This window comes from Shewanella olleyana, assembly GCF_023283825.1.
Taxonomy (GTDB): Bacteria; Pseudomonadota; Gammaproteobacteria; order Enterobacterales; family Shewanellaceae; genus Shewanella; species Shewanella olleyana.
The window spans coordinates 31,383-53,343 of the sequence record NZ_JAKILD010000015.1; the positions used below are offsets into that span (position 1 = coordinate 31,383).

The 21,961-nt window shown below is 39.6% G+C and carries 21 protein-coding genes; 7 read left to right on the plus strand and 14 right to left on the minus strand.

Annotated elements, in window-relative coordinates:
* Positions 1-29: 29 nt before the first annotated feature.
* The 3 genes from L2735_RS11945 to L2735_RS11955 form a co-directional block, all read right to left on the minus strand.
* Positions 30-1,493 carry a protein adenylyltransferase SelO gene (locus L2735_RS11945; protein ID WP_248984926.1) on the minus strand — a complete coding sequence of 488 codons (1,464 nt, stop codon included), beginning with the start codon at positions 1,491-1,493 and terminating at the stop codon, positions 30-32.
* 20 nt (positions 1,494-1,513) lie between these two features.
* Positions 1,514-1,852 carry a hypothetical protein gene (locus L2735_RS11950; RefSeq protein WP_248984927.1) on the minus strand — a complete coding sequence of 113 codons (339 nt, stop codon included), beginning with the start codon at positions 1,850-1,852 and terminating at the stop codon, positions 1,514-1,516.
* Between the two features lie 272 nt (positions 1,853-2,124).
* Entirely contained in the window at positions 2,125-2,940 is an 816-nt protein-coding gene (locus L2735_RS11955) for a hypothetical protein (protein WP_248984928.1), read from the minus strand.
* A 308-nt stretch (positions 2,941-3,248) separates the two neighbouring features.
* Between L2735_RS11955 and L2735_RS11960 the strand changes: the two genes are divergently transcribed.
* The 3 genes from L2735_RS11960 to L2735_RS11970 all read left to right on the plus strand — a co-directional run bounded on the left by L2735_RS11960 (position 3,249) and on the right by L2735_RS11970 (position 5,671).
* A complete protein-coding gene (locus L2735_RS11960; RefSeq protein ID WP_248984929.1) occupies positions 3,249-3,641 on the plus strand; it encodes a nitrous oxide-stimulated promoter family protein in 393 nt (130 codons plus the stop codon).
* A gap of 72 nt (positions 3,642-3,713) precedes the next feature.
* Positions 3,714-4,610, plus strand: coding sequence for a hypothetical protein (locus L2735_RS11965; RefSeq protein WP_248984930.1), 897 nt, complete (start codon positions 3,714-3,716; stop codon positions 4,608-4,610).
* Between the two features lie 488 nt (positions 4,611-5,098).
* Complete coding sequence (locus L2735_RS11970; protein WP_248984931.1) at positions 5,099-5,671, plus strand: YSC84-related protein; 573 nt, start codon at positions 5,099-5,101, stop codon at positions 5,669-5,671.
* A gap of 321 nt (positions 5,672-5,992) precedes the next feature.
* Here L2735_RS11970 and L2735_RS11975 read toward each other — a convergent pair whose 3' ends face one another.
* Positions 5,993-6,502 (minus strand): hypothetical protein, encoded by a 510-nt coding sequence (locus L2735_RS11975; protein ID WP_248984932.1) that lies wholly within the window; start codon positions 6,500-6,502, stop codon positions 5,993-5,995.
* Between the two features lie 34 nt (positions 6,503-6,536).
* Positions 6,537-6,773, minus strand: a complete 237-nt coding sequence (locus L2735_RS11980; RefSeq protein WP_248984933.1) for a hypothetical protein — start codon at positions 6,771-6,773, stop codon at positions 6,537-6,539.
* Positions 6,774-7,304: 531 nt separating this feature from the next.
* Between L2735_RS11980 and L2735_RS11985 the strand changes: the two genes are divergently transcribed.
* Entirely contained in the window at positions 7,305-7,721 is a 417-nt protein-coding gene (locus L2735_RS11985; RefSeq protein ID WP_248984934.1) for a hypothetical protein, read from the plus strand.
* A 155-nt stretch (positions 7,722-7,876) separates the two neighbouring features.
* Here the strand turns inward: L2735_RS11985 and L2735_RS11990 are convergent, their stop codons facing one another.
* From L2735_RS11990 to L2735_RS12015, 6 genes are all read right to left on the minus strand, one after another.
* Positions 7,877-8,791 carry a mechanosensitive ion channel family protein gene (locus tag L2735_RS11990; protein ID WP_248984935.1) on the minus strand — a complete coding sequence of 305 codons (915 nt, stop codon included), beginning with the start codon at positions 8,789-8,791 and terminating at the stop codon, positions 7,877-7,879.
* Positions 8,792-8,830: 39 nt separating this feature from the next.
* Entirely contained in the window at positions 8,831-10,444 is a 1,614-nt protein-coding gene (locus tag L2735_RS11995; RefSeq protein WP_248984936.1) for a diacylglycerol kinase family protein, read from the minus strand.
* Positions 10,445-10,541: 97 nt separating this feature from the next.
* Positions 10,542-10,970 carry a hemerythrin domain-containing protein gene (locus tag L2735_RS12000; RefSeq protein WP_248984937.1) on the minus strand — a complete coding sequence of 143 codons (429 nt, stop codon included), beginning with the start codon at positions 10,968-10,970 and terminating at the stop codon, positions 10,542-10,544.
* Positions 10,971-11,041: 71 nt separating this feature from the next.
* Positions 11,042-11,239 carry a hypothetical protein gene (locus L2735_RS12005; protein ID WP_248984938.1) on the minus strand — a complete coding sequence of 66 codons (198 nt, stop codon included), beginning with the start codon at positions 11,237-11,239 and terminating at the stop codon, positions 11,042-11,044.
* Between the two features lie 8 nt (positions 11,240-11,247).
* Entirely contained in the window at positions 11,248-11,418 is a 171-nt protein-coding gene (locus L2735_RS12010) for a DUF1328 domain-containing protein (RefSeq protein WP_248984939.1), read from the minus strand.
* A gap of 43 nt (positions 11,419-11,461) precedes the next feature.
* Entirely contained in the window at positions 11,462-12,010 is a 549-nt protein-coding gene (locus L2735_RS12015) for a BON domain-containing protein (protein ID WP_248984940.1), read from the minus strand.
* Between the two features lie 477 nt (positions 12,011-12,487).
* Here L2735_RS12015 and L2735_RS12020 point away from each other — a divergent pair, with 477 nt between their 5' ends.
* Positions 12,488-13,828 carry a sigma-54 interaction domain-containing protein gene (locus L2735_RS12020; protein ID WP_248984941.1) on the plus strand — a complete coding sequence of 447 codons (1,341 nt, stop codon included), beginning with the start codon at positions 12,488-12,490 and terminating at the stop codon, positions 13,826-13,828.
* A 456-nt stretch (positions 13,829-14,284) separates the two neighbouring features.
* Here L2735_RS12020 and L2735_RS12025 read toward each other — a convergent pair whose 3' ends face one another.
* From L2735_RS12025 to L2735_RS12035, 3 genes are all read right to left on the minus strand, one after another.
* Positions 14,285-14,833 (minus strand): hypothetical protein, encoded by a 549-nt coding sequence (locus L2735_RS12025; RefSeq protein ID WP_248985000.1) that lies wholly within the window; start codon positions 14,831-14,833, stop codon positions 14,285-14,287.
* Between the two features lie 756 nt (positions 14,834-15,589).
* Positions 15,590-17,962: a YgiQ family radical SAM protein gene (locus L2735_RS12030; protein WP_248984942.1), complete on the minus strand. Its 2,373-nt coding sequence runs from the start codon at positions 17,960-17,962 to the stop codon at positions 15,590-15,592.
* 214 nt (positions 17,963-18,176) lie between these two features.
* Positions 18,177-18,572: an MAPEG family protein gene (locus L2735_RS12035; protein ID WP_248984943.1), complete on the minus strand. Its 396-nt coding sequence runs from the start codon at positions 18,570-18,572 to the stop codon at positions 18,177-18,179.
* Between the two features lie 206 nt (positions 18,573-18,778).
* Here L2735_RS12035 and L2735_RS12040 point away from each other — a divergent pair, with 206 nt between their 5' ends.
* Positions 18,779-20,002, plus strand: coding sequence for a threonine/serine exporter family protein (locus tag L2735_RS12040; protein ID WP_248984944.1), 1,224 nt, complete (start codon positions 18,779-18,781; stop codon positions 20,000-20,002).
* Positions 20,003-20,272: 270 nt separating this feature from the next.
* Positions 20,273-21,958, plus strand: a complete 1,686-nt coding sequence (locus tag L2735_RS12045; protein WP_428848310.1) for a ShlB/FhaC/HecB family hemolysin secretion/activation protein — start codon at positions 20,273-20,275, stop codon at positions 21,956-21,958.
* Positions 21,959-21,961: the final 3 nt, after the last annotated feature.

Sequence of the window (21,961 nt, forward strand, 5' to 3'; positions counted from 1 at the left end):
AAATTCCTTACAATCTAATCGAGTGAACGCTAGCTGCTACAAGACATAATGAGCCCCTGTCCCCATTGAGGTGGGCGTTCTGCATAATGGGCTTTATCTGCTTGCTCAGCATAAGGGTTTCTCAGCAATTGATGCAATTCAACCAGTTTACTATTATCGCCCTCTTCTGCAGCGACAATCGCTTCTTGGGCTAAGTAATTTCGTAATATATATTTGGGGTTAACGCTGTTTCTCGCTGCTTGCCATTGCTCGATATCTTCAACCTTGTCCACTCGTTGTTGGTAATCTGTAAACCAAGTATCGAAAGTAGGCCGGTCGATAATTTCATCTGATAAGCTCGCTTTACCACTGCTCATATCTAGCTGACCAAAGGCGCGGAAAGTATTGGTGTAATCCAACATGTTCTTTTGCATTACAGCGCAAAAACGACCAATTAAATCTAAATCCTGCTTATCTTGTTCAGCTTGTTGAGCTGCGCTCTCAGTTAGCGGCACCCCCATTTTGGCGCGCATCAACAACAAATATTGCTGCACTAACTCTGCTTGATAAGTATTTAACGCTGCCACTAAATCATCAGACTCAATCACAGGTGCCAGCGCTTGAGCTAATCGCTGCAAGTTCCACAGTCCAATACCAGGTTGCTGGCCAAAAGCATATCGCCCTTCAGGATCAGAATGATTACAGATAAAGTCTTCTTTAAAGGTATCTAAAAAAGCAAAAGGCCCAAAATCGAAACTGTCACCTAAAATCGACATGTTATCGGTATTGAGCACCCCATGAGCAAAACCCACAGCTTGCCAATGACCAATAAGCACAGCAGTGTCTTTAACTACTTGAGTGAACCAGGCTTTATAGCCTTGAGCATCTTGAGTTAAGTGAGGGTAATGCTGGGCAATAGTAAAATTGAGCAGTAGAATAAGCTTATCTTTACTGCCTTCATGGCTATGACAAAAATACTCAAAGTGGCCAAAGCGAATATGACTTTTGGCTAACCGAACAGTAATCGCTGCCGTTTCTTGAGATTCGCGCCATACGGGTAAATCAGAGCCAATTACCGCGAGTGCTCGGGTTGTAGGAACCGATAATGCAGCTAAAGCCTCTGAAGCTAAAAACTCTCTAACCGCCGAGCGCATAACAGCGCGGCCATCCCCGTGACGGGAGTATGGCGTTGGACCAGCACCTTTTAATGCTACATCCCACGCTTGATGGCTTTTACTAACGGCTTCTCCAAGAATAATTGAACGACCATCACCTAATCGAGGTGAATAGCCACCAAACTGATGACCACTATAAACCTGGGCGTAATAACTCGCTCCAGGCACAGCATGGTTGGCCGACAACTGCATTAGCAGCTCATCATTAGGCGCTGAAAGCCCTATGAGTTTTGCAGCATCATCACTCCATGCAAGCCAATGTGGATTACTGATTGGCAAAGGGTAAACCTGCGAATAAAACCCTTCAAGTTGTTCAAAAAAATCTTGTTTAAACTGCATTAAATCTTCCCTAGGACAGCCTATTGGCAGATGATGACATTGTCGTCATTCACTTCACATAGCTGCTCACATTGATATCCTTTGTTAATCGCGACAGGAATGGCGGTAGCGTTTTCAAGGGCTTTATTACCGATTTCAACAGTACTTTTTCCGCTCAAGCGTAACATTCCATCCCCTTTTAACTGGCATTGTTCAAGGGTGTCGTAGTAACCCGCGATATAATCTGCACTAATTGGGTTTTGAGGCTTTTTAGCTTCATCAGCATAGTAAAAAAGAGTCCATTCAGGTGTGCGCAAGCACCCTGTCAAACTGACCAAGCCCAATAGAAAAACTACTTTAATCAGTACATTGGAATTCATAAAAACCTCTTGTTATTTCTTTAAATACACTGTCATTTCTTTAAATACACTGTCATTTCTTTACATACACTGTCGACTTACATTTAAACGTTCACCATTAGGGTAAGGATCACCTTGGCTCATTTAAACGCGCCCTATAATGGCAACATAGTCTGGTTTGTCTATATAAATCACAATAAAAAAGCGAACCTGAGTCCGCTTTATTTCAATCTATGGTGAATATATGAATTTACTCACTCAAGCTCTAACGCGTAGGCTAGATGAGTTATAACTTAATCACCTGCTTTAGACTTCGCTTTTTCAATACGTTTAATTCGACCTTCGAATCCAGTAACAGTTCCATCACTCAGTTGATAAGCCAATGCTTTCTGACATAGCGATATCGCTTGATCAAATTGTTTAGTGTCGTTAAGCATAGTTGAAAGCTGCATGAAGCCTGGGCCTTTTTCATCAGCCACAACCTTATTATCTTGCTGATACTGCTCATATACCGATAAATAAATCTCGGTCAATTGAGCGCCATATTGACAATATTCAGCTTGCTTACGTAATTTGTAACTGTGTCCGATGATATTCAATAAGCTTTGATGTTGAGTGGTTGCATCAGCTTGCGAGTCGTATTTAGCCACCAAATCAGCAAACACTTCACCCGCCCATAAACCCGTAATAGGTAAAGGGATGTTTTGGCTATTATCGGCTGCCGCAGTTTCTTCAACGACTTCAGGCTCTTTTTCTAACTCAACGTCAGGCTCTTTGGTCACTTCAGGTTCAGAGACTGCTTCTGCTACTTTCTCTGGTGCCTTGTCAACAATGACGTCTTCAGCGACTGCTGGCTCTGGCTCTGCATCGACTTTTTCAGCTTCAACGACTGTATCTTCTACTTTCTCTTCTTCTGCTTTCTCGTTTTCTACGACAATCTCAGCTTCACTTTCAATGACATTATCATCGCCACTTTCATGATTACTATCTGACTCTTTTGCTTCCTGATCCGAGTCAGGTTTTTCTAACTCTTGCTGGGCAACATTTTGGGTACGGCGATATAAATAAACACCAAGCAAGACTAATAAAACAATTACAATAATTTTCATTGATAACACCATGTCCGTGTCATTAATTATGAATTTAAAATAGCTTTTGAAAAAAGGTCAAAGCGTATTCAAGAGGAATAATTTTTACGCTGCATTTTTAAGCAGCTATATAGGTATTAATAAGCTATTGTGCGGTAATAAATCAAGTGTTTATCCCTCTTTTGTGCCTTTAAACGTGATAACTGGGGATAAATTCAAGTTTTTACATTTTTGTGCTTTAGCTCAAGCTTATTATGACCTAAATTGAACTCCTATTATGTTGCTCGTTACACTCACCATACCCGAGTAAATTACTAAGGTATTTATCTATGTCATCCACCCCGCTTCTTTCTGGCCAATTATTGTTTGAACTGAATACGATGACTGCTATGGCAAAAATTTATTGCCGCGCTCACCATCAACCAGAACATAACCAAACCTTATGTACAGAATGCACTGAGTTACTGCAATATGCAGAAACGAGGCTGGACCGTTGCCCTTACGGTCAAGATAAACCCACATGTAACAAATGCCCTGTTCATTGCTATAAACCGCATATGAAACAGAGAGTGAGAGAGATCATGCTCTACTCTGGCCCTCGAATGTTGATACCTCATCCCATCATGTCGATTAAACATTTACTCGCCGAGAGAAAACCCGCACCAGGCAAACCACCTGAGGGAGTTTCTAATCGTCATATCAGAAAGCAAAAAAATTCTTAGGATACTGGTTGAAAGGGTCGCTTACAGGTATTATCACTTAGCTTAAATAAGGGGTACCTAATCGAACTCGGATTGTTTTTCTCTCAAGCCTATATCTGGCTATCTTTACTCGGCGGCATTCATTGCTTAGGGGTAGGGTTATATGTGCGTTATATCTACGCTAATAACGACTCGGAAACCACTCAGAGTAGTCGCCTTCTAGGCTCACTTTTCATCCTCATTGCTTTATTTTTTGCCACTGGTGCAATCACCCGAGAAAACGCTCCAATTCAAATTCACTTTATCTTGACCTTGATGGTGCCTTTTTACTTTTTGCTCATGCCTCTGCTGTATTCATACTGCAAATCTAGCCTGAAAATTAAAGTTTCTGATCTCAATATCATTAAGCATTTATTGCCGACACTGATCTCCATGATCGCCATTGTGATCGCCATATCATTTAATATCGGCCTTGACCCAGATGCTTCTCACCAATCAGTTAACACTGTGAGTGAGTTGAGCCACATCAATAAGTTAGCCTTGATTGCGCCAGGTTTTCTCATCGCACAAAGTCTTTTGTACTCTGTGCTGATTATCAAAACCTTAAAAAAACATAAAAAGCGTTTTAAACTGACAAACCAACAAAGCTTAAAAGACATTCGATTCCGTTGGTTGTTAGTTCTTACTAGCGGTATTTTATTAAACTGGGCACTGCGTTTAGTTATGGTACTAGTGCCATTTTACTTTGGGGACACGGTGTCAGAGTTAGCCCATACCATTGCCAGATTGTCCTTACTACTCACTGTCTATGGTTTTGCGTTATACGGTTTGCATCAAATAACCCGCGCTGCATACTTACGTGGAAATGTTAAAACCAACATCAGTGATAAACCACAAAAAGCCAGTGCTCAACTGCTTAACTCAGAAGAATTAAATTACTTACAATCCATCCTTAATGAAGAGAACGCCACAGAAAAGCGACTCCATTGATAATGGAGTAAGGGTAAAGTGCTCTATAGCAAGTTCGACAGTAACAGTTGGTCATGCTCAAGGTTATATCGCGCCTTGAGGCATAACTTAAACGTACCAGCCGAATTGATTGTCTTTCTAGGGGAAGCGCAGGTCGAAATCACTATCAACATCTTAAAGCCAAAATGGAATGGGATAAAAGTGGTTCGACTATTATGTACTTGGCATTCAAGACTAAAAATAAAGACACCTACTGACTTAAATAATTGCTTAGCAATTTGGGTTATGACAAATCTCGAATTATCAATGACAATTTCCAATCCCTAATGACACTTGCCTAATGACACGTGCTTATGAAATGACAAATGCTGAACCGTTGCTGTCACTAGGCGATTTAGTTTTGTGCTACCATCATAGGCTTTGTTATGCTGCCAATGGTTACACTTAAACAGCAAACTGAACCAAGATAAAAACCACACTGACTTATTTATCTATCTGCAGGAGTTATTATGAGAAACATATTATCATTACTGTCCATCGCCTTCGTCTTATTGGGACTGTCTTTTTCAAGCTCTGCGCATGCAGACAAATATGCTAAAACCCTAGAAGACTTTAAAAAAGCCCCTGAAGTACAAAGTTTTTTCCAAAATGCTTACGGTTATGCTATTTACCCAACAGTGGGTAAAGGCGGTATCGGTATTGGTGCTGCATATGGTTCAGGTCGCGTGTTTAAAGGCGGCGTACACACCGGAGACTCAAAACTGTCACAACTTTCAATTGGGTTTCAGCTTGGTGGACAAGCTTATAGCGAACTAATTTTCTTCGAAAATAAAGCAGCTTATGATGACTTTACTAGCGGCACCTTTGAGTTTAGTGCACAAGCTTCTGCAGTGGCCATTACAGTTGGAGCAAACGCACAAGTCGGCTCAACAGGTAATTCTGCAGCAGCGGGAAATGCGGGTAACCGCACAGCTGCAAAAGCAGCTTACATGAATGGCATGGCGATTTTTACCGCAGCAAAAGGTGGACTGATGTACGAAGCCGCGGTTGCAGGACAAGCATTTAGCTTTGATGCGAAGTAATAAGTAGAATTAAAAATTAAATATGCCTAATCGGTGACAATCAGATTAGGCATATTTTCTTATGAGCTTACTCAATAACGCTATATGACTTTGAGCGTTTAAATTTACTCGCGTATGTATTAAGAGTCGTAAGTATGTTGTAATTTTTTGAATAAATTTATTAAAAGTGAAACATGCCTAAAGCGAGTCATTGGAGTATTTATTCGTGATACATGGCTAAGGATCATAAAGCCAAGCACCGAAATTCCTAATACATGAAGTGGTCGGTTTTCTACAAAATCATTTCCCTTGTAACAGACTAAGCCTAAACAAAGTGACGCTTCACGAGCTCGCCTTTTGCCTTCTAGCCTCTTCATTTGAATTTGCTTTTTTCGTTTGTTGAGTGCAAACATCTAAACCTTCCTTCAATTGTTGCTTGGTATGATGAAAACCTACAAATTGCATAATGTATTTTTGTTGAACTAGCAGACCCAACATAATAATTGCGAAAGTCAGTATAAATGTGCCGAAACCCGCAACTAGATTCAAAGTAAAATAATAATTAACCACTCCAGCACCGACCGCTAAACTGAACAGAAACATCGGTAACAACATAACCAACAAGAGCTGACAGACTATTAGCTTTTTAAAAGCAGCGACACTATTCGAAAACTCTAACAAAAACAGCTCCAAAGTAGCCTTAGACCACCCTTGGGTATGAGCTTGTAGTTGAAGCCACCCTTTCCATAAGCTGTTTAGTTCAGAAGCAGAGAGCCTAAGATCATTCATCACTTCCTTGTTCAGTTTAGTATCAGCGAATGTTGAACTACCACTTTGTTGCTCTCTCTTCATGACTTTACTCTCTCGGCAATGTTATAAGGCAAGGCTATTTAATTAGCTTCGAAATGGCCCACCCAGCAAGAAATGCGCAACCAACACTCAACAATGGTCGTTCTTTAATAATATTTTCAGCTTTTTCAGTGCTATCTTTAACCTTTTCAGAACCCGTCTCTAATGTTTCATGCACTACCTCTTTTATACTCTCAACAACTTGTTCTGCTTTTTCCTGTGTATCTTCAATTTGGCTTTTAGCTTCTTCAGTTTTAGTATTTGACCTTGGCATGGTTACTCTCCTTCTTAATTAATACCCGTTGTAATTAATAACTACAAGTAGGTTTTAATGGATTAATTCAGCTAATTTAATTAGCTGAATTAATATAAGCCAAGTTCATGCCAAGTGTTAAAAACACCTCTAACACCTCATATCCCAATCTAAATAAATCCCATAGCATGGAATTCTGGTGTAACAATTTCACAATAAAGTATTCATTAATGTATTTTTTACAAAACAACTGAGTCTAAGCAACTATCACCAGCATAATTTAATGGCATAAATAATGCTTCATCAATTAAAACAAATTATTAATAGATAACAATGGTTAAAATAAAAACGATAGAAAGAGGACTTTATCTCAACACAGAAAATCTCATTACAGAAAGTCTCATTACAGAAAATAAGTGGGAATAACTAAAAACGTCATCCCTAAAAATAGATCAGTAAGTTAATAACACGAACACTCAAAGGAAATTGCATTCACTTTGTGAATATAAAATATCAAAATAAATAATACTAACGACATTTAGGAGTTATAAGATGTTATTGATAAAAAATAACTCAGTTGAGACCATACAATACAAAGGTGTTGATAAACTCATATCTAGCCTGAAAAAGCATTACCTTGCCTGTTTATATTTAATTAATAAAAAAGACCATGAAAACATATCAAGAGCCGCTAAGCGCTTTGTAAAAATTGAGCATTCTATGATTAATGAAGTCAATCGAAAGTTTAATATTGAAGAGCCGATTCAAAACCACTTAAACGTTGCCCAGCCGCTAGCTACGATCAGTAATTACCATGAAATGTACCATAGCAACGTAAAGTTAATAGCCTTTCTAAAAAGTACTATTAGGCAGTTTAACAATTGCCATATGGCATCTTTTCTTTCCTACTGGGTTGCCGCCTTACAGCTTGAAAATGATGAAATGGAAAAACATTTAAAGACTAAATAGAGTAAATTCACTGCTAAAATAACCTTAAAGAATACTAGGCTCTATGCTTCATTTATTTGCTCCCTGTGTATGAACGGAGTAAGCACAAAAAAAGCGTTAAGACTTATCGTCTTAACGCTTTTTTTAGTGAAAACAATATAACATCTTACAGCTCTTTAAGAGTCTTGATGCTGCTCAGCCAATACACTAGATAAATGTTTACCGCCTTTTGCATCAAAATCAAGCGTTCTGATGGGGAATGGGATCATAATTCCAGCATCAGCTAACGTCTCTTTAATCGTTATTATCCCGTCATTTTTCACATCCATATAGTCAAAATGACCAGGGTAATCTATCCAAAACCATACGAGTAAGTTAACACTGCTGTCAGCAAAGCTTGATGCATGAACTGCCGTTTTTTCGGTATTAGCAACATAAGGTTTTTGGTTAATCGCATCTGTAATCACTTGGGCAGCGGTTTTCGGACAATCACCGTAAGAAATACCCACGGGGATTTCTATTCGTCTCAACCCTTTTCTACTGTAGTTAGTTAAAATACTGCGAAAAACCATCTTATTTGGGATCATGACATGCTGACCAGAAAACGTTTCAACCAATGTATTACGTAAATTGATCTTTACAATTCTTCCCATCACATCATTGGAACTAATAATATCTCCAATTTTAAATGGCTTACGAACACTCATGGTGATGCCTGAAATCAAATTCTCAGTCATATCTTGAAACGCAAAACCAATAGCGAGACCAAGAATACCCGCACCAGCAAGCAAGGAGGTAACAGTCCCTTGTAAACCCACAAAGTCTAACGCCACAAAAAAACCGATGGTGGTGATAGTTACTTTAATTATCGATGCTAATAAATTGATAACTTCTTGAGAATCTACAACTTTATTACTTAAATTCTTGAAAATTTTGCCACCAATATTGGCAATAAAAATAAATACCAGAAGCGTTATGAAAGCAACAATCAGGTTAGGAATGAGTTTAATGGCTTCTACTAGCCAATCCTCTAATTTCCCTTCAATCAAATTCCAAAACTTTTGCAGACTAAAAGAGAGACTTGTTTCCATGATTTTTCCCTTTATTCTTTAATTATAGACATTTGGCAATTATGGGACACAAACGGTAAGCGCTTTCTTTTTGATGCTAATGTCGAGTGAATCAGTTGAATAGTTTTCTCCGTCAATGACATATTCGATAGGAGAATTAGATTCAATTTCAACATTCTGAGCTGACTCGTAATTGAAATGACTTGATTGTTCTTTTACTCCCAAGCCTGAAAGCATGACATCAGAAACAGCCAGAAATCTTTTCGCCAGTGACTCCGTGTTCTCTAAATAAGTGACATGCAATTGGCCGTCATCTGGTTGTGGCATTGCCCCTCCTTGAGCAAGTAAAGTACTAAAAGGAGAAGCATTCGCGACGACTAAGCTTTCTAGGGTCATTTCTCGTGGCTTTTTACCATCTATTGTTACCTTAAACTGCTGATGCTTTCCCGCGACAACGGCATTGAAAAAACCGGCTAAATAGGCAACCTGGCCCCTGTCATTTTTTTGCTCTCGCTGAGCGTAATCAATCATCTGTTCTTCAAAACCAATCCCCAAGATCAATAGCATTGGTTGACCGTTACAAAATGCCAAATCAATTTTCTTAGTATTGCCTGAAAGAATAGCCTCACAGGCTTTTTCAACTGGTGACACCTTAGTCTCAACACCATAGAGTACGTGACACAATGCATTTGCAGTCCCTAAAGGCATAACGCCCAATACAGTGTTCGTTTCCATTATTTCATTCGCAACTTCACTTACCGTTCCGTCTCCACCAGAAACAATAACCTGAGCATAATTTTGGGCGCAGGCTTGCTTTGCTAAAGCTTGTGCCGAGACCTCTTTGCTAGTAGTTAATATCACTAAGCTATATTTACGAGTGAGCTCACGAATTACTTGTTGTTGGTTTAATTTCCACTTCCCGCCTCCAGCAACAGGATTGACGATAAGGCAGCATTTATCTTCCACAGTCAGCAAGCCATTTTCACTAATCGCATATAAGGTTTTCAGCTGCTGAGTGTTTAACCTTGCGGTACTTCGCACATCGTTAATGTTTTTCAAAACCTGCTCAACCGATAAAGAAGAATCTTTGGCTAACAGGTATGCAGCAACAACGAATACCGAACGACCACGGCCTAATGCGCAGTGAACTACTACGGATCTCGACTGGTTAATTTGAGTATCAATCCAATTAATTGCATGCTTAATTTTATGCAGTTTGGGCGCTTTATGATCAAGAACAGGAGTATTTAGATAGTGAAATGACTCGTCTAACATTGCACTTTCCAAACCAGAGAATTCGGCCGTGACATCAACAATGCAGTTTATATCTTTAGACTCTAGGTAAGATAAATCTGCAGGAAACAAGCGGCGAGATACAAATAAGTGATGGCCAACTTTTTGTATTGGCTCTACTTTGTCCCTCTTAATCGCCCAAGCATTATATGCACGAGCACCTAGTAGAAATGGAATAAACGCCCAGCGGATCCACCAAACTATTTTACCGTCGCGATTTTTTCTAAATATTGAAGGCATATCGAAAATGTATGCCCCACTAACGATGAAAAATGACAAGAAGCACCACGCAAAAAAAACACTGATGTAGAAATTTGAAACAACAATAGAAGCAATAAAACAAGCCATTGCGATTAATATGTAATATTTAACAATAAACATAATGCGGCCTTCCTTATCCCATCAATTCATTAAAAAGGGCTCAATGTATGAGCCCTTAGTTCATCCGATTTAGCGAGATTAGTGTTTAGCGATAAAGTTAGGCCATTTCTTTTTCATATTGTCTAGCCAATGTTTGTTTTTGCTCAGTATCTAAAACTCGTCCTGCACTCTGAAAAAATCGCTGTTCTTCCTCTTCTAAGTGATGAATCACTTTATGTTTCAGTGTCTTCATTAACTTAAGCCAAGCAGCTGAGGACATATCAGTGCAGTCAAGTTGTTCTAAAACTTTATCAATATCATGGTGCTCGGCAATTCCGTGCCTACTCATGTCAATTGCTTGATCACTCTCAATAAGTGGTGCATAAAAGTGGCGTTCTTCAGCCCTTGCATGCTTAGTCAATTCATCTTTGAGTGAAGCATAGAATTCTTGCCTTGCTTGGGTATCGCCAGAGGTTTGGAGCAAGGCATCCAATAAAATACGTTGTTTTTCGTGGCTATCTTTGAGTACGTCAAATATATTTTTCATGTCTAATTCCTATTCAATAGTTTTATTTTTAATCAGGATTCAAGCATCTCATTGCACTCTACATAACCGGTTTAACAATCTTCATCTTCAGCGCCTAACTCCTCTTTTACTTTTTCACAGCTATCTTCTATTGCGTTTCGAGTATCCTCAGCAGCTTCATCAATTTTTTCTCCCGCCTGCTCCATTGGTCCATCGTCACTACAAGCAGTTAACGCTAATGCGACGCCGACAATACTTAAAAAACGATAAGTTATTTTTCTTAATTTCATATAAACTCCTAGTGTTTATTTTTATTTATAAACATCATCAATATTGAGACAATAAATGAGATAACAAATAAATAAAATATTATTTTAGCGACTGTAGTAGCAGCTCCAGCAATACCGCCAAAACCAAATAGACCAGCGACAATAGCAATAACAAAAAATATTAATGCCCAGCGAATCATTATCCACCCACTTATTTAAAATTGAATTTATATAAATTTAAAACTAATTAATCACAGTTAGTTCATCAATCACTTTATCAACATCAGAAGTATTTTTGGCAATCGACAATGCTAAGTCATGCTCACTAATTGAGCCAACAGAACCTGTCAATAACACAATATTATCTTGTGTTTCAATTTCAATATCGCTACCACTAACACCTTCACTCATTAATAGGCGTGTTTTTACAATCGTTGTTATTTTAGTGTCAGTTAATACCTGTACTAATTCTGGGTCTTGGTCATTCTCTGTCCCAATTATAGTTAGCTTGTTCTCTACAGATTTTACATTATCTAAACTTAACACTAATTCTTCAGCTAGTGCTTTCTCTGTTTTATTCTCAACAGAACCGGTTAATGTAACAACTTGCCCTTTCACATAGGTATTAATATCGAAGGAGTTTAAATTTGAATTTAATAATAAAGTTGTCTCGGCTTTACCATCCAACCATGCATCGAGGGTTTCTTTTTCCCACATACTGTCTGCAACTGCCGCAGATGAAGAAGTAGCGATAAAAATAGATAATAATATTTTACTTGTCATGTTTTTCATTTTTTATCCTCTTTTTAAAAATACATCAATACATATACAACCATCATGCCAAAAAATACAAGGCGCTGTTTTATATAGGTTTAATTTAAAATGATTATAATTAATTAACCACAGGATAAAAAACAATGTATTAATTACACTCGAGTTTTGTAAAAATTATCACTTATTTATATTTAACCCATTAAATTAAAATATTCATATATTAATAATTTAAGAAATACCTATCGACATATCCTCATCAATATTGAGAAATTATTTCATTTGGTTTAAGGCGAAGATATAGATGGTTATACCTGTTCCCATAAATTCTATTGGGGTCAACTGAATAATTAGCCGACGTAATAACTTGGGTTTAAGATTTCTTTGAGTCGCTTAGCGAACTGTTAAGGGATACCTTAGAGTTCAGCTTGATATAGGTAACAACGTTGCAACGTGCTATCCTCGCTTTAATTTAATGTCGTATAAAGAGATTTAATCATGTCGTTACCGACACTATTTATAGAGCTAAAAGATGAGTTATTGAAGTCTAAGATCAACTCACTCAATGAATTATCAAATTTTGAAGTTTCTCAAAGTGATAACAATGTCCATTGGATAGACAAGTTGCAGCAACTCCAACCTGATAGCGCTATAGTAGAAGTATCTAAGTTTACTAACGAAGATTTTAATACTTTATCTAATGCCACAGAGTTAGATGACCTAGACTTGATCATCATTAGCTCCGGAGCACCGAATAAATATTTAGATATGATGATAAATAATGGTGCTATCTTTCATTACAGACAACCCGTAGATTTGATGATTTTGGAAGATACTTTGGCTGACTTTAATCAGTTATTCCAGCAAAAACTGGAGCAAGGTCGTAAAGTATCAACCAGCGATCTAGACCAATTTGGCATGCTGATAGGCTCATCAAGACCCATGCATAAATTGTTTAGAACCATAAGAAAAGTCGCTAAAACTGAAGCCAATGTACTCATTGTTGGTGAAAGTGGCGCAGGCAAAGAACTTGTGGCACAAACCATTCACCTCGCTAGTGAAAGAAAGAATCAACCTTTTATTGCCGTTAACTGCGGGGCTATCAGCCCTGAACTGGTGGATAGTGAACTATTCGGCCACGAGAAAGGTGCCTTTACTGGTGCCAACCGAGCGCACCAAGGGGTATTTAGCCAAGCAGAAGGTGGAACGCTGTTTTTAGATGAAATAACCGAAATGCCACTTGAGCATCAAGTTAAGCTACTGCGTGTATTAGAAACTGGTGAATATAAGTCCGTTGGTGGAAGTAAGCTCAATATAGCTAATACTCGAATTGTTGCAGCGACCAACCGTGATCCACAAGTGGCAATTGAAGAGCAGTTTTTAAGAGAAGACTTGTACTTTAGACTAGCGCACTTTCCGATAAATGTTCCTCCCCTTCGAGAACGTTCAGGTGATATTGTCGGTTTGGCTAAACATTTTATTGCCCATCGAAACGCCGCAGAAACCTCAACAAAAACCATTTTAACCTCTGCTTTACAAAAAATCGCGGATCATAACTGGCCTGGTAATGTAAGAGAACTGAAACACTGTATTGAACGTGCATTTATATTGGCAGACGAAACAATTAAAGATGAACATTTAATTTTTGATACTCCACCATTAGAGACAGGAACCAGTGTTGAAGATATGATTCCTGCGGGAGTCTCTCTAGAAAAGATAGAAAAAGCGGCCATCATAAATACGCTCGAAGAAAACGAAGGTAATAAAAAGGAAACAGCGCAGAACTTAGGCATAAGTATAAAAACACTCTATAACAAACTCGATAAATATCAGGATTAAAGCATTTAATAGGTATTATATTTAGTAGTGTTCAAAGTTCTGTGTCATTTCAGAAAAAGAGCCCAAACAGGGATGACACTTTTGAGCTACAAATTAGTAAAGTCAAACATCGATCTCTGATGAATTAAACCAGCAAATCCTCTCTATGTTTAGCATGGGATGAACCCTCGAAATATCAAAAACATGTTGATTGAGGGCATATTGAGGACATTTATGACATCAACGCCTCAAGCAGCACCGTTAACATAGTGACAGATACACTTATCCCAGAGCTAACAGCGCTGTAACCCCATTAAATCAGAAAATATTAAGTATAGTTTTCCGCTTACACTTAACAAAATAGAGCATTAATAAAAAACCTCTCCCCATAAAATGAGAAGAGGCTTTGGTAACTTACAACAGGACTTTTAAAGTTAACTATGGTTATCTTATGTCAATGTATGCTTTCAGCGACACTTACTCGTGACCCCAAGGCGTTGGTGGTAACGCAACAGGTTTAGTTAAGTCAAAGTCGACTCTAAAATCACGGTTTTGCCGAGTTAAACGGTATGTGAATGTCGTTGGCTCAATATACATGTGCCATACGTTCGTTACTGACGCCGTTAAACCATTTTCGTTAAAGTTATCTATCGACTCTTGGTCAACTGGGAATGACTGCTGAGTCGCACTGCCCATATCTGCGGTATCGCCGCCGTACATAGTCACTTTATCTTCAGTGCCGTCTTCATGGCGATGATCATGCTTTAAACGCAAGCCTGTCTCTGTTTTAGTAATCACCCAAGTACGTGAATGGTCATCACCAACGTGAAAAGGAATTTTAAGTTCAGTATCGCTACATTCACGCACATGCATAACTAATGCTTTGTTGCTGAATGCAGAGTCAGCTTCATTACCCGCTGTGACTTCACCAGCAAATGCCTTGCCGCAATATGCTGCTATGGCATCAAAATATTGATGTTGTGGATTTTCTTGAGGGGCATGTGCCATGGCAATGGCTGGCGCCATGCAGCTGATTACACCAGCGACCAATATTTTTTTCATTATTATTCCTTTTGGTATCGATCAATTAACTCTTACTAACAAACCACAGTAACAGTGATTGTTTAATTTAACCTGAAAAAAAACCGCCTTCAAAGGTAGGCTGATAAGTTGCAGGGGATCTACCAATGGTAGATCCCTTTTTTTATTCTTTAATATTCAGTGCCTTAAAAACATTAAACCGCTGGATTATCGTAGGGTGATGTAAATATTCGGAATAAAATCAATAGGATAACTACCAAACTCGAATTTTGGTAATGAGTTAATAGCTCGTCCAATCCGCTCATATTCTCGGATAACCAATGAAATCAATATTTTGCAGTAAAAATTCTTTTAGGGGTAGTTGTTTGTTTTTAACTGAACCAACACCTGAATTTGGCAGAGAACGCGCCGAGGTACGTGGATAACACAGATCTTCCACTAAGAGTATCGAGCAACAGCACCAAAGGAAATAGCAATATTGATTTAGCTGAAGTATGTAAGACAACTTATCTACACTTATAATGAAAATTTTAAGTTGGATGAGTAACGTGCTGATTTAAATTGGTATTTTCACATCATCGTACACTTTTCTTATCAATCGGAAAGGAGTAAGTAATTGAATAAAAAGCAAAAAAATAGCGGGTCTAAAAAATTTAGATCCCCGCTATCTTATCAGCCTACTTCAAAGGCGGTTTTTATTTAAGCGACTCAAATACAGCTTACACTAAAAGTAAGTGGCTATTATTTTGCTTTAGCTGGATGCTTACCTTGCTTATGATTTGAATTGCCTGAGTTTTTAGCGCCAAATGGCTTTTTCTTTTGCGACCAACCTGTTTTAGATTTACCAGAACCATTGTTATTCGACGCTGTACCATTACCTGCAGGTTTACCTTTCCCACCCGTATTACCAGCGCCATTACCTTCAGCAGCGGCTTTAGCTTTGTTGGCCGTGGTCGGTTTCTTACCCGATGATTTTCTATCATCGAACTGGTTACCCGAGAAACGAGTGAAGGCTTTTTTGCTGCCGTCATTTTTGCCACCACTTTTACCACCTCGGTAGCCTTGACGCTCATTGCGAGATTCTGGCGGCACAATGTGCTGTACACCATTACCAATTAAGTGCTCTTTGCCCATAGCCACTAAAGCTTCACGGATTAATGGCCAACCTGCAGGATCATGGTAACGCAGCAGTGCTTTATGTAAGCGGCGCTGACGACCCTTTTTAGGTACGGTAACTTCTTCACTGGTGTGCTTTACGTTTTTCAACGAGTTAAGTTCAGTGTGATAAATCGTGGTCGCATTCGCCATTGGCGAAGGATAGAAGTTTTGCACTTGGTCTAGCTTAAACTTCTCTGATTTTAACCAGAGCGCCAAATTCAGCATGTCTTCATCTGTAGTACCAGGATGCGCCGAAATAAAATACGGGATCAGGTACTGTTTTTTACCCGCTTCTTTGGAGTAAAAATCAAATAACTCTTTGAATTTATGATAACTGCCCATACCCGGCTTCATCATCTTACTGAGTGGGCCATCTTCGGTATGTTCTGGGGCAATTTTTAAATAGCCGCCTACATGGTGTTTAGCTAATTCTTTAACGTAGCGCGGATCTTCTGTGGCTAAGTCATAACGCACACCAGAAGCAATCAATACCTTTTTAATACCCGGTACATCACGGGCGGCACGATATAAATCAATCGTGTGTTTATGGTCAGTCCCCAAATGGCCACAGATACTTGGGTACACGCAAGATAAGCGACGACAAGTGGTTTCAGCTTTGACGCTAGTACAGCCTAAACGATACATGTTGGCTGTTGGACCACCAAGATCCGAAATAACCCCAGTAAAGCCAGGGACTTTCTCTTGAATATCTTTAATTTCTTTGATGATTGACTCTTGCGAACGGCTTTGAATAATTCGCCCTTCATGTTCGGTAATCGAGCAGAACGAACAACCACCAAAACACCCTCGCATAATGTTAATCGAGGTTTTAATCATGTCATAAGCAGGAATAACCGCTTTACCGTAACTTGGGTGCGGCACACGTTGATACGGTAAATCGAATACCGCATCCATTTCATCTGTATTTAATGGCCATGCTGGCGGGTTAACCCATACTGAACGATTTCCTTGAGCTTGGAATAGCGCTCTGGCACAACCAGGGTTTTGCTCTTGGTGCAAAATACGTGAAGCATGAGCATATAAGAATTTATCATCGGCTACTTTTTCATAAGCAGGCAATAATACATAGGTCTTTTCCCATGGCTTTGGTCGTGCTGGCTGCACACTAATGGCTTTAGGCGCATCGTTATCAAAAATCTTTTTATCTGTAGGCCCTGATAACTTTTCACAACCTACATCATCCGCACCATAAGGATTTGGGATCGGGTCAATTTTATGCAGTTGATCGAGCTTACGCGAATCCATGCCTTTCCAGCCCGGCAAAGGTTCATGGCGAATTACAGCAGTACCACGAATGTCGTGTAAATCTGCCACTTTCTCACCGTTAGCGATACGGTGAGCCACTTCCACCAGCGGACGCTCGGCATTACCGTAAATCAAGATATCGGCTTTTGCATCGAAAATGACACTACGGCGCACTTTATCAGACCAATAATCATAATGAGCGATACGGCGTAAGCTTGCCTCAATCCCCCCAATGACGACTGGCACCTCTTTGAAGGCTTCTTTACAGCGCTGGGTGTAAACAGTCACCGCGCGATCGGGGCGTTTACCACCTTCATCATTTGGGGTGTAAGCATCGTCGCTACGAATACGGCGATCTGCGGTATAACGGTTGATCATCGAATCCATGTTGCCCGCAGTAACACCAAAAAATAAATTCGGGCGACCTAGCTTCATAAAGTCGTTTTTATTCGACCAATCTGGCTGACAAATGATACCGACTCTAAAGCCCTGGGCTTCAAGCATGCGACCAATAACGGCCATGCCAAAGCTTGGATGGTCCACATAAGCATCGCCACTGACAATAATAATATCGCAGCTATCCCAGCCCAATTGATCCATCTCTTTTCGAGACATAGGAAGAAACGGTGCTGTGCCGTAGCATTCAGCCCAGTATCTTGGGTAATTAAATAACGTAGATTCAACTTGCATGGGATTTGCCTACAATAAACATCATCATTCTAGTGAATTGGACTACTTCAAGTTTAGTCCAACTCACCCAACTTTTTTCTGGAGGCGGAGTATAGCAGTTACGCCACACTAAGTGTGACTAAAAAAACAGCAAAATAAGTTTTTTGAGCTTTTTATTTGCTGGTATAACCTTATTAAAAACAATGACTTTTAAATAATTCGAGCAACATTCAAGTTAAAGGCCGATAAAAAAGCCAATATTTACAATCGCTAAGCCAATAGTCACAACCCAAGTGAGTAGCACACCCCATTTGCGGCCAAAATGAATTCCTCCTTTACCCGCAGTTAAGCCAATAGCATGTAATAATCTCGCCACAATCCAAATAGTACCAAAACAATGCAATATTGCAGGCGACAAACCATTGAACTCTGCCAGCATGAATAAAATCAGCACCATGGGCGCATTTTCAAGTAAATTTTCATGAACTCGTTTAGCGAGGGCTAAATCAGAATTTCCCCCAGTCCCGATACCAATTTTATTGGTTCGACGTTGCTTTATGACTCGAATTGATAAACCAATGGCAAGTAGCGCTGTTAAGCTGGCGTAAAAGCCTGAAATCATCAATGACATGTGTTGCATTTCCTTATCGTTAATTTGCTGCAGTAGGCCATAAATTGACTACAATGGAGTATTCATTCTATACACATTGCGACAAAATGTAATTATCACATTTTTAACATAAATATGATGAATTGAAGGTATTCAGCCAACCCCATTTCGGTTACTATTCGCGCCAACGAACCGCTACCCAAATAGACTAGAGTGATGCACGGCTAATGAACGATTCCAGCTTCATTGAAAAACGCAGATTTATCATAAAATTAGGTAAAGAACTGCATAAATATGGCACCCCAGCGTATCGCCTTGAATCACACCTGCAAACGGTATCTTCCACACTGGGTATTGAGGGCTATTTTTTAATATCGCCAACCTCAATGACATTCGTACTTCAGCACGATACTGAGCAAGAATATAATCATGTTGCCCGTGTGAAACCTGGCGATTTAGATTTAGGCTCTCTTGCCCGTACCTTTGATTTGGTTGAAGAACTCAGTACGGGCCAACGAACCCTAGCAGAATCATTAGAGCGATTAGAAGAAATTGCTAATAAGCCTAATCCTTATGGGCATGGTTTAACCTTAATGTCATTTGGTATTAGTGCTGGCGCGTTTGCCATGCTAATGGATACCAGTTGGAACGATGTTTTTTGGTCTGGCATGCTGGGGTTATTAGTTTATGGCTTAGTGTTTTGGGCTGAAAAATCCAAACGCGTGGCTGAAATGCTCGAGCCCTTAGCCGCTGTGGTATGCGCTATTTTAACTTGTGGTATTGCGGCAGGCATTGACCCCAGTATTAATATCCCCGTGGTTATTTTGTCGGGCATTATTATCTTCGTCCCCGGTTTAGCACTGACATTGGGGCTAGCAGAGTTAGCCGCCCGAGATTTGATATCAGGTACTGCCCGTATCATGGATGCGATAATGCTGCTGTTTAAGCTGTATTTTGGCGCGGTGCTTGGGATGACTCTGGGTAAAGTGATGTTTGGTGAATCAGTGTATATTGAGCCAGATGCTCTACCTCGTTACGCTTCATGGGCTGCGGTGCCGCTACTTTCAGTAGCGCTGGTTATCATCTTTAAAGCGCGTATTAAAGATTCACCATGGGGAATTTGCGCAGGAATCGTGGCTTATTTTTCTGCCATGTTAGGCGGCCTTTATTTAGGTGAGTCTATTGGTATTTTTGTCGGTGCATTGGCAGTGGGGATATACTCAAACTTGTATGCCCGTTGGATGAAAGCGCCCGTTTCGATTGCCCTACTTCAAGGTATTGTTATTCTGGTGCCGGGCAGTAAAACCTATATTGGCTTAAATGCGATGATTTCAGGCGAAACCATGCTCAATCAAGAATATTTAGGTACCCAAGTATTCTTGATTTTCATGTCACTGATTGCGGGACTGATTTTTGCCAACGTTATCGTTCCGCCAAGAAGAAGCTTGTAAGCCACATACGTAGCATTGAATTGTAAAGCACACATTAAAAAGGAGCCCACGGCTCCTTTTTAATATCCTAAAGCAACATTGTTAAGTTTTTAATAAAATATCCTGTCGAAATTTCAAATACCCACCATACTTAATTCAGCAAAATGACATTGAGTATCACAAGATAAATTACCTTTTACTCAATCACTTAAAAACAGCTTAGACTAATATAGTCAATGTAAGCAGTAATGCCTATTACTAATATACCTAATAAAAATAGGAACGATGAACATGACCATTTGCGCTATGGTATTCATTTTCGTCGCCGCAGTAATATTTCCTTCGACTGCCTTTGCTGATAAGCCCAGTAAAGGACAAACGTCATCAAATAAGGTGGCAGTTCAACCAGTCGAATCACCTGAAATATTAACGACGACCACCAAGAATCAAGGTCCTATGACCGTTGATAATATTGTGGTGGTCAGTCATGCTATTTTTGATGAAACCGACCCCGATGCATTTTTCATCCACCACTGGGCTAATTGGCTTCATATCAATACCACCGAACCCACAATTCTCGACAAACTCACTTTTGCAGAGGGTGATGTTGTCACCCAGAAAACGTTTGCCGAGTCACAACGATTATTACGAACTGAGCCTTACCTTAGAGATGCAAAAATATATCGCCCGCAATTAGCGCCAGATGCCGACTCAAACGAACAAACGGTTGTGGTCGAAACTTGGGATAACTGGTCGCTATTGCCGACTTTCAGTCTAAGTTCCAGTGGCGGCGAGACTAAATACTCGGTGGGAATAAAAGAAGATAATTTGATGGGGCTGGGAATTAAAACTCGCCTTAAATATCAATCAAATGCTGACAGAACTGGATATAAGTTTGGCATAACAGCGCCCCTTAAAATCATTCAACATGCCACGGTGTCTGCCAATATTTACGACAACAGTGACGGCCAAGCTACTCACTTATATTTCAATAAACCGTTTTATTCCTTGGATACTGAATATCAATATTTTGCTGAATACTTAACAGATCAGCGCATTGATACCAACAGGCAAAATGGTGAAGACGTCAATGAGTTTGAACATAACGTCGATTACGCAGCACTGTCGTTTGGCTGGTTACTCAATAAAACTGATGCTGATTTATCAAGGATCACCTTAGGTGTTACCCACGACAAACATCAATTTGATTACAGTGAGACTTTTCTTGATGGCCCATTACCGCAAGATCGCGACTTTATTTACCCTTGGGTAGGCTTTGAATACCTACAAGATGACTATCAAGTGTTCACCAATATTCACCTAATTAATAATAATGAGGATTTCAACTTAGGCTGGCGCCACTTCGCTCGAATCGGTTTTGAAACCAATGATGTCGCTCTGGGCAGTGAATTAGGGTATCACCTCAATTTAAGTACCAGCCGAGGGTATCAGCAAGGTAACAACTTAATGTTATTTAACCTTACTGGCCAAGCAAGCTTTAATACCACCCAAAAGGATTTTTATAACGTCAGTGCTCAAGCGGAATACTTTTATAAAATTCACCCTAAGTGGGCTGCTTATGCCAAAACAAAATTGGCCACCTCAAAGAATAACTATTTAGATAAGCCCTTTGCCTTAGGCGATGATACAGGCGTTCGCGGTTATCCAAATGACTATCAATACGGTGATAATCAATGGTTGGTGACAGGTGAAGTACGTTATTACCCTAATATCAATTTATACCAATTAGCAGAATTAGGCTGGGCGACCTTTGTGGATATAGGCCAAGCATTTGGCGGGCCTGACGATAATAATGAGGTCGATAGCCCAATCGGTAGTGTTGGTATTGGCGCACGTATATATTCGTCTAAATCAAGCTATGGCAGTGTCGGCCATATTGATTTTGCCGTGCCTTTTACTAATGGAAAAAATGTCGATGATTGGGAGTGGCGATTCCAGGTAAGAAATCGCTTTTAAGGT